This window comes from Streptomyces sp. NPDC058401, from assembly GCF_042722885.1.
Lineage (GTDB): Bacteria > Actinomycetota > Actinomycetes > Streptomycetales > Streptomycetaceae > Streptomyces.
The window spans coordinates 1-9,209 of sequence record NZ_JBHXKA010000209.1 but is presented as its reverse complement, the minus strand read 5'-3'; the positions used below and the strand labels follow the sequence as shown (position 1 = coordinate 9,209).

Here is a 9,209-nt window from a genome sequence, read left to right as displayed (position 1 = left end):
TTTAAACAAACCTCAACCCCCCCCGCGGTGCCTGTTTTCCCTCGCTGGTTTTGTTGGGGCGGGGGGCCCCCGGGGTCCGCCGCGCCCGCCCCGGACCCGCTCCGCGCTGGTGCGCGGCAGCCGGCGTGCTCAGCCGACGCGCGTCAGCTTCTTGCCGATGCCGGGTGCGGTGAGGTCGCTCTGCAGCGCCACCGGCACCTTCACCTGGCTGGCACCCTCGCCGACGGTCAGCATGCCGATCTCCGAGCCCGCCTTGGCGGTCTGCGGGAGCTGGGTGGCTCCGTCAGCCAGCTTGACGGCGATGGTGAGGGTCGGCCAGCCGATCGCGTCCACGTCGGCGGTGGCCACGACCGGGACCCGGGTGCCGAGTCCGTCGTCCACGTAGCCGACGACGGAACCCTTCTTGACGACGGGCGCGGCCGTGAGCATCTTCTGCGTGGCCAGCATGATGTTCTTGCTCGCCGCGATCGCGGTGCCGAGGATCGGCACGCCGTGCTGGCCGAGGACCGCTCCGACGATCAGCTGGTTGGTCTTGCCGACCTTCTTCTCGGCGGCGAAGAGCAGGTTGCCGCCGGCCTTGGTCGTGGAGCCGGTCTTGATGCCGAGCGAGCCGTTGAACGGAACCAGGTCGTTGTAGTTCCGCCACTTCTTGCCCGTGGGGTCGACCCACTCCGCCTTCTTGGTGATCGCGATCAGCTCCGGCATCTCGACGATCTTGAGGCCGAGCTTGACCTGGTCCTCGGCGGTGCTGACCGTGGTCGCGTCCAGACCCGAGGGGTCCGTGTACGTGGTGTTGGTCATGCCGAGTTCCTTGGCGGTGTCGTTCATCTTCTTGACGAACGCCTCCTGCCCGCCGTCCCAGCGCGCGAGCAGGCGCGCGACGTTGTTGGCGGACGGGATCATGATCGCGTTGAGGGCGTCCTCCTGGGAGATCTTGTCGCCCTCCTTCAGGTTGTTGACCGTGGACTCGCCCTCGGTCTCCTTCTTGCCGTCCTCGACCGCCGTCTTGTCGACGGGGATCATCTGGCCCTTCTCCCCCTTCTTCATGGGGAAGTCCTTGAGGATGACGTAGGCGGTCATGGCCTTGGCGACACTGCCGATCGCCACGGGCTTCTGCTCGCCGAAGGTCCCGACGGGGCCGAGGCCGGCCGCGGCCATGTAGGCCTGGCCCTCCTTCGGCCACGGCAGGGCTGGGGCCCCGCCCTCGAAGGTGTACGAGGCGTTCGCGGTCATCTTCAGCGTCGGCTTGGGCAGCGGACGCACGAGCTGCACGACGGCGAGGATCACCGCGAGCAGCACCAGGATGGGCGCGTAGATCTTGAACCGGCGTACCGCGGTCCGGGCCGCGCTCGGCGGCGGGGGCGGGTTGTTGGTGAGGTCCGCCAGCATGTCGAGCGGCGGCTTCGGCGGCAGCGGCTGCTGCGTGGTGCGCTCCGGGGACTCCCGGTTCACGGGGGTCCGCACGCCGGGGTCGACCGGGGTCCGCACGCCGGGGTCCACCGGAGTCCGCACGCCGGGGGCGACCGGGGTCCGCAGCGGAGCCTGCGCGGCGGGGGGCGTGCCGGGCACGCCCGTGGCGGGGCGGGCGGGTGCGTCGTCGGTCCGCAGCGGTACGAAGGTGCTCGCCCGCTCCCCGCCGACGGCCCGCGGGGGCACGGGCCGGGCGGAGCCCTGCCCGGCGGAGCCGGGGGTGGCGGAGCCCTGTCCGGCGGAGCCCTGTCCGGCGGAGCCGGGGGTGGCGGGGTTGGCGGTGCCCTGCCCGGGGGTGGCCGGGTTGGCGGTGCCCTGCCCGGGGGTGGCCGGGTTGGCGGTGCCGGGCTTGATGGCCCGGAACACAGCCGTCCGCTCGCTGTCGACGGGCTCGTCGCCTGCGGGGGCGGCCGGGGCGGCCGGAGCCGGGGGCTTCACCGCCCGGAACACGGCGGTCCGCTCGCTGTCCTCCGCCACACCACCCTGACCGGACCCGGCCCCGGGCTTGACCGCCCGGAACACCGCAGTCCGCTCACTGTCGAGGGCCGCACCGGAGCCGGAGGCACCCGGAGCCCCGGAGGGGCTCTGGGCGCCCGGAGCACCAGAGGGAGCCTGCGCACCCGGACCCGCCGAAGTACCGGAGGCACCCGAGGGGGCCCGAGTGCCCGAAGACCCCGGTCCACCGGAAGCCGCCGGGCCGCCCTGGGCAGCCGGACCGCCCGGTGCGTCCGCGGACTGCCGGTTACCCGGAGCACCGGAAGCAGCCTGGCTGCCCCGCGCTGCCGGAGCACCCGGGGCCAGCGGAGCACCCGAGATGTCACCGGCCTGTCGGGCACCCGACGGAGCCGGGGCTGCCGAGGCCGCCTGGCCACCTTGCGTAGCCGCCGCGCCGAGAGTGCCGGCGGCCTGCCGGGCACCCGGAGCACCGGAAGCAGCCTGGCCGCGCTGGGCCGCCGGAGCGCCCGGGGCGTCCGTGGAAGGTCGGGTACCCGACGGAGCCGGGGCTGCCGAGGCCGCCTGGCCGCCCTGCGTAGCCGGAGCGCCCGGGGCGCCGGAAGCACCCTGGCCGCCTCGGGTCGTCGGAGCACCCGAGGCGTCCGCGGACGGTCGGGCACCCGACGAAGCCGGGGCTCCCGAGCCCGCCTGGCCGCCCTGCGCAGCCGGAGCGCCCGGGGCGTCCGTGGAAGGTCGGGTACCCGACGGAGCCGGGGCCGCCTGGCCGCCCTGCGTAGCCGTAGCACCCGAGGCGTCAGCGGACGGTCGGGCAGCCGGAGCACCGGTTACAGACTGGCCGCCCCGCGCCGCCGAAGCGCCTGGGACGTCCGTGGACGAAGATCCGGGGGCGCCGGGGGCCGGCCGGCCCGGGGCGTCCGAGGGGGACTGGGTGGCCGGGGCGGTCGTCGTGCGGAACGAGGCCGTGCGCTCGCTGTCGGCGGGTCCGGTGGTGGCGGGTACCTCGGCGGGTGCCGAAGCGGAATCCGCGGGGCGACCGGTGGTGGCCGGCGGCGTGACCGTGCGGAACACCGCGGTGCGCTCGCTCTCGACCGGATCGGCGCCGGACGCGGGCTCGCGGGCCGCGCCGGAGTCAGAACCGGAACCCGCGGGCAGGCCCGTACGGAACGACGCTGTGCGCTCGCTCCCGCCCCGTCCCGCGTCGGAGGCGGTCTCGCCGGAGGCGCGTCCCGCCCGGTCGGCGGCAGAAGCGGAACCCGAAGGCTGACCCGTACGGTCGCCCCCGACCAGCCCGGCAGCAGGCTCAGGCCGATTCGTAGCGGAACCGTCCACCCGGTCGGCATCGGCCGATGCCGACCCCGCGCCGAAGGCGGTCGTACGATCGCCACCTGCGGGCGCGGCCGAGCCGTCGGGTACAGAAGCGGAACCGGACGTGGACGAAGGCGTCGCGCCCCCGCCGTCGGCGGAAGCAGTTGCGGGCCGGTCGTCCGAGCCACCCGCGCGCCCGGAAGCGGAATCCTCGGAAGCAGTCGCCGGAGGCGTCACCGTGCGGAACACCGCGGTGCGCTCGCTCTCCACCGACGCGGCGGCGTTCCCGCCACCCCCGGACCCGGACCCGGACCCGGACCCGGAGGCCGCACCCGCGTCAGCCGCCTCCGCGGGCAGCGCTTCGAAGACCTCGGTCCGCGCACCCGGCGCACCCGGCGCGTCGGACGGTTCGTCCTCCGCCGTGGCCACCCACGCGGCCACCGCTTCCCGGAGCGGATCGCGCTCCGCGGACCCGTCCTCCGAGTCCCTCGGGCGGAACAGCGATGCCCTCGGGTCACGCCCCTCGGACGACTCCGTCGTCCCCGACGTTCCTTCATCAACCGACTTGTCGGGGGACTCGCCCGCCACCAGTTCCTCCTCGATCGCCTTCACGTCCGGCTGTCCGAATGTCTAACAGTGTCCCGTCTAGGGGGCATCGCCCCCGTGCTAGACGAGAACGACATAGCTGACGGTTCCCCCACAAAGCGGCCAGGCGCTCTCGACAGATGAATGTGAGAGGCGTCACCCTGTCACTCATCCACGCGGGGAGGCATGGATGGGCAAGAGCCGCAGAACGATTCCGGAGGAGCTTTTGCTGCTCGCCTTGGACCCGGCCACGGGTACCACGGCGCAGCCGCAGTCGCTCGACCTCGGCCTGGCCGGGGCACAGCTAGTGGAGCTGGCTCTGGCAGGACGGATAGCCCCTGATGGGGATCGTATCGCCGTGGTGATGCCACGGCCGACAGGAGATCCGACTCTGGACTCCGCACTGGAACTGCTGCGCAGGCGCGGCAGCCCGGTTCGGGCGGTCCACTGGATCGGCGGACCCCGACTGGGGCTCCGTCAGATTTACCTCGCTCACCTGGAGCGTTGCGGCATGGTCCATGCCGTCGCGGGCCAGATGTGCGGGGTGCTGCCGACGACTCGCTACCAAGCGACCGACACAGCGATCAGCCGGGAGATCCGTGGCCGGCTGGACAGTGCGATCCGCACCGGCGTACCGCCGGACCCGCGGACCGCGGCGCTTGCCGCACTGGCCCACGCGGTCGGGCTCGGCAAGCACCTGTACCCCGGCAACGAGGGGCGGTCGTCCAGGTCCCGGCTGCGGGACCTGATCCGGCACGACCCGATGGGCGGACTGGTGGCTCACGCCGTCATGGACGTCCAGAACGGTGTGGCCGCACAGCCGCGCCGCGACCGGGCACCGGCCCAGCCCGCGAGGGCGACGGCGGCAGCCGTTCCGCTGCAGCCGCGCCGGACCGGTGCGATGGCCCGCGCGGCCGCGCACTGATCCACCGGCAGGCCGCGTAGGTCACGCAGGACAAGCGGGACCCGCACGGCAAGCACGGCACGCAGGGCAAGCAAGGCAAGCAGGACAGCAGTGATCGCAACCGCCTACGCGCGGGGCGACGGAGCCGGTACGCCGGCCCCGTCGGCCCGCGCGTTTGCTTTTCCCGGCCGTTCCCCAGCGAGGTCACGTGCTTCGGTGGCAGTCTGCTCACCAGCAGACACGCAGAGAGACAGCGAAGAGACAGCAACAGAAGAAGGCGGAGGTGCCGTTCACGTGGCGTCCAATGTCAATCCCACCGTCCGACGCCGCCGACTGGGCATGGAGTTGCGCAAACTGCGCGAGGACAAAGGCATGACGGCCGAGCAGGTCGCGGAACGGCTGCTCGTCTCCCAGTCGAAGATCAGCCGGCTGGAGAACGGCCGCCGTTCCATCAGCCAGCGCGACGTCCGCGATCTGTGCGACGTCTACGAGGTCGAGGACCGGCGGCTCGTCGACTCCCTCATGCAGATGGCCAAGGATTCCCGCCAGCAGGGCTGGTGGCACGCCTTCGGCGACATCCCGTACAGCGTCTACATCGGCCTGGAGACGGACGCCGCCAGCCTGCGCACCTACGAGCCCCTGGTGATCCCGGGGCTGCTCCAGACCCCGGAGTACGCCCAGTCGCTCGTCCGCGGCGCGTGGCCGGAGACGGCTCCGGTCGACGTGGAGAAGCGCGTCCAGGTCCGGATGCACCGCCAGAAGCGGCTCCACGAGACCGAGAACAGCAATCCCGAGATCGGCCCGCTGCGCCTGTGGGCGGTCATCGACGAGGCCGCCCTGCGGCGGCACGTGGGCGATCCGCAGCTCATGATCCGGCAGCTGGAGTTCCTGATAGAGCAGTCGGAGAAGCCGCACGTCACGGTTCAGGTGATGCCCTTCTCGGTGGGCGCGCACCCGGGCGTGAACGGCCAGTACGCCATTCTGGAATTCCCGGACGCTTCGGACTCCACGGTCGTCTACATCGAGGGCGTGACGAGCGACCTGTACCTGGAGAAAGCCAATGACGTCCAGAAATACAGCGTGATGTACGAACATCTGCGCGCACAGGCCCACAATGTGGACCAGACGAGGCAGTTCATCGCGCAGATCATCGAGGACTTCGCGGGCAAGGGAAAATGAGGTCCGGAGAAAAGGCCGGTACGGTACACCGTCACTCCCCGGCCGCAGAAGACCTGAATGGAATATGCCACTCGGTCGGGTGAACGTCCTCTTCGCGCAGCGGGCGCTGCCGGTAGCGTCGATCACGTCAGCCGGAGCAATGGCCGACACGACACCGGAACCACTCGCTGAACCGGAGAGAAACATGGCTATTCGTCAAGGCGCAACGGAAAACTGGACCAAGTCCTCGTACTCCGCCAACGGCGCCTGCGTCGAGGTCAAGTCCCCCGTCATGGAATCGATCGCGGTCCGTGACTCGAAGGTGCAGGACGGTCCGTCCCTCACCTTCGCGCCCGGCTCCTGGACCTCCTTCGTCGCCGATGTGACCGAGGGCCGCCTGGGACGCCTCGTCTGAGCGTCGAGGCGACCCCCCTGCGGCCCGTACGGCCTGCACCACCTGCACCACTGATGGAGCCCTCTCGACCGGCCCGCCGTCGCCTGCCGAGGGGGCTCGGCCGCGTCCGGCGGCCGGCCCGGGCCACTTCAGCCGGGCCACCTCAGCCGGCCACCTCAGCCGGTCGGCCTCAGCCGGGTCACCTCAGCCGGTCGACCTCAGCTGGTCGACGTAGCGGTCCGTCCCCGGCACGGTCGGGATGAACGGCGCCACCAGCTCCACCCGCCCCAGCCCCGACTCCGCGACCTCCGCGTCCAGCCCCTGGAACCGGTCCCAGCAGGTGCGCGGGTCGGCCTCCAGGAACCACAGCAGGGTCAGCCGGGTGTCGACCCCCTCGACCTGCTTGACGTACGTCATCCGGTCCCCGGGCAGCGGCGTCGGCCGGAAGACCGTGACCATCGCGGCCGGTGAGCCGGCCAGCCGCTTCGGCAGGGCGCGCGAGCGCAGCCACTCCAGCAGCTCGGCCCGCTGCTCCGGGCCCTCCGCGTCGACGACCTGCACGACGAGCCCGCCGTACGGGTGGTCGAGGGCGTGGAAGTCGCGGGGGCCCGCGGCGCCGTCCCGGTAGACGGTGGCCTCGTGGTCCTGGAAGGCCGTGAAGACGTGCGTCCGGTCCTGGTAGACCCGGCCGTCCCGGTTGAGGCGCTTGTTGATGCCGACGGTCCACTTCATGTGCTCGTCGTAGCGGCCCTCGGTGACCCAGTACGTGGAGATGTAGCACCCGGCGGTCACCGGCTGGGCCACGGCCGACTTCTCCGGGTAGCGCAGTTCCTGGAGCTCGCGGGTGGCGACCCAGCGGCGGCCGGCGTACATCCAGGGCATGGCCATGGCACCGGCGTAGTAGTGGTCGTCCTCGTACCAGCGGTTGTACGCGAACTCGTGGCCCGGGTGCGGCTCGACCATGGTGATCAGCGCGTGGCCGGGGTGGACTCCGTAGGGGCCGACCGAGGCGAGCTCGGCGTAGTCGTCGGCCCGGGTGTTCCGCTCGTCTGCTGTCATGGAGACGGTCTAGCTGATGCGACGTCAGATAGGTATCCCCTGGTGGACGTTCAGCATCCGATACATAGGTGCCGTCTACACCTTCCCGCGGCTACGATGCGCGCACCCGCCTCCCGAAGGAGCCCCCGTGCCCGCCTCAGCGCCCGCCCCAGCGCCTGCCCCAGCGCCCGCCTCCGCCGCGCCGCCGGCCTTCGCCGCCCGGATCCGCACGACCGCACCCTCCGCCGTGCGCGAGATCCTCGCCGTCACCACCCAGCCCGGCATGATCTCCTTCGCCGGCGGCCTGCCCGCCCCCGAACTCTTCGACACCGAAGGCCTGCGGGCCGCGTACGACTCCGCCTTCGCGCGGTCCGCCCGCCGCGCCCTCCAGTACTCCACCACCGAAGGCTCCCCCGAGCTGCGCGCGGCAGTGGCGGCCCGGCTCGGCAAGCAGGGCCTGCCGACCACCGGAGACGACCTGCTGATCACCACCGGATCGCAGCAGGGGCTCGGCGTGATCACGACCGCGCTGATCGAGCCGGGCGACGCGGTGCTCGTCGAGAACCCGACCTACCTGGCGGCGCTCCAGGGCTTCCGGCTCGCCGGCGCCCGCGTCATCCCCGTGCCCTGCGACGACCGGGGCATCCTCCCGGACGCACTGGCCGAACTCGTCGCCCGCGAACGCCCCAAGCTGCTCTACACGATCCCCACCTTCCAGAACCCCACCGGCCGCACCCTCCCCGACGGCCGCCGCGCCGAGATCGCGGCGGTCGCGGCCCGGCTCGGCCTGTGGCTGCTGGAGGACGACCCGTACGGGGACCTCCGCTACGAGGGCCGCGAACTGCCCCGCCTCGCCGCCTACCCGGGAGCGGAGGACCGCACCGCGCTCCTCGGCAGCTTCTCCAAGATCATGGCCCCCGGACTCCGGCTCGGCTGGCTGCGCGCGCCGGCCGCGCTGCTGCGCGGGGCGGTGCTCGCGAAGCAGGCGGCGGACCTGCACACCTCGACGGTGGACCAGCTCGCGGCGGCGGAGTACCTGGCGGCGGCCGACCTCGACGCGCACGTGGCCCGGGTCCGCGATGCGTACCGGATCCGGCGTGACGCCCTTCTCGCCGGCCTGGCCGGCGCGCTGCCGCCGGGCTCCACGTGGAACCGCCCGGAGGGCGGCATGTTCGTCTGGGCCCGCCTGCCCGAGGGCCACGACGCGACGGCCCTGCTCCGCGCAGCCACCTCCCGGGGCGTCGCCTTCGTCCCCGGAGCCCCCTTCTTCGCCGCCGCCCCCGACCCCCGCACCCTCCGCCTGTCGTTCACGACGCACACCCCGACGGAAATCGCCGAGGGCCTCCGCCGCCTGTCCGCGTAGCCACCCCGCCCCACAGCCCCGACCGCGAACCTTCCCGCTACGCGGGGCGAAGCCCCCCACAGCCCCCCTGACCGCTGCGCGGGGCGAAGTCCCCGCAGCACCCCTAGCCGCTACGCGGGGCAAAGCCCCCGCAGCACCCCTCCCCGCTACGCGGGGCAAAGCCCCCGCAGCACCCCTGCCCGCTACGCGGGGCAAAGCCCCCGCAGCACCTCTGCCCGCTACGCGGGGCAAAGCCCCCGCAGCACCTCTAGCCGCTGCGCGGGGCGGAGTTCCCGCAGCATCCTTTGCCGCTGCGCGGGGCAAGTTCCCCTACCCGCCCTTCGCCCGTTCCCCGGGCGCTGCCCGGACCCGCGCCTCAAACGCCGGCGGGGCTGGGTGTGTCCCCGGTCCTCAAACGCCGGACGGGCTGCAACCGGGGCCCCGGGCTGCGCCCGGCCCCCCTGGGGCTCCGCCCCAGACCCCGCGCCTCAAACGCCGGCGAGGCTGGATTTGCGCAGCCCGGCCGAAAGCGGGGAACCGGGCTGCGCCCAGACCTC

The 9,209-nt window shown here is 72.8% G+C and carries 6 protein-coding genes; 4 read left to right on the top strand and 2 right to left on the bottom strand.

From position 1 onward, the window contains the following. Window positions 1-129: 129 nt before the first annotated feature. Window positions 130-1,947: a serine hydrolase gene (locus ACFWNV_RS37930; RefSeq protein ID WP_383956334.1), complete on the bottom strand. Its 1,818-nt coding sequence runs from the start codon at window positions 1,945-1,947 to the stop codon at window positions 130-132. Window positions 1,948-4,006: 2,059 nt separating this feature from the next. Here ACFWNV_RS37930 and ACFWNV_RS37925 point away from each other — a divergent pair. From ACFWNV_RS37925 to ACFWNV_RS37915, 3 genes are all read left to right on the top strand, one after another. Continuing rightward, window positions 4,007-4,741: a GPP34 family phosphoprotein gene (locus ACFWNV_RS37925; RefSeq protein WP_250742596.1), complete on the top strand. Its 735-nt coding sequence runs from the start codon at window positions 4,007-4,009 to the stop codon at window positions 4,739-4,741. Window positions 4,742-5,014: 273 nt separating this feature from the next. After that, window positions 5,015-5,899, top strand: coding sequence for a helix-turn-helix domain-containing protein (locus ACFWNV_RS37920; protein WP_383956331.1), 885 nt, complete (start codon window positions 5,015-5,017; stop codon window positions 5,897-5,899). Window positions 5,900-6,083: 184 nt separating this feature from the next. Beyond that, window positions 6,084-6,293, top strand: coding sequence for a DUF397 domain-containing protein (locus ACFWNV_RS37915; protein WP_267760097.1), 210 nt, complete (start codon window positions 6,084-6,086; stop codon window positions 6,291-6,293). Between the two features lie 183 nt (window positions 6,294-6,476). Here ACFWNV_RS37915 and ACFWNV_RS37910 read toward each other — a convergent pair whose 3' ends face one another. Next, window positions 6,477-7,331, bottom strand: a complete 855-nt coding sequence (locus tag ACFWNV_RS37910; protein ID WP_383956328.1) for a hypothetical protein — start codon at window positions 7,329-7,331, stop codon at window positions 6,477-6,479. 127 nt (window positions 7,332-7,458) lie between these two features. Between ACFWNV_RS37910 and ACFWNV_RS37905 the strand changes: the two genes are divergently transcribed. After that, window positions 7,459-8,673 carry a PLP-dependent aminotransferase family protein gene (locus ACFWNV_RS37905; RefSeq protein WP_383956325.1) on the top strand — a complete coding sequence of 405 codons (1,215 nt, stop codon included), beginning with the start codon at window positions 7,459-7,461 and terminating at the stop codon, window positions 8,671-8,673. Window positions 8,674-9,209: the final 536 nt, after the last annotated feature.

What these genes read in the sequence shown, in the direction of transcription:
- ACFWNV_RS37925 (WP_250742596.1), top strand. Translation starts at nt 4,007, where the DNA reads ATGGGCAAGAGCCGCAGAACGATTCCGGAGGAGCTTTTGCTGCTCGCC.
- ACFWNV_RS37915 (WP_267760097.1), top strand. Translation starts at nt 6,084, where the DNA reads ATGGCTATTCGTCAAGGCGCAACGGAAAACTGGACCAAGTCCTCGTAC.
- ACFWNV_RS37910 (WP_383956328.1), bottom strand. Translation starts at nt 7,331, where the DNA reads ATGACAGCAGACGAGCGGAACACCCGGGCCGACGACTACGCCGAGCTC.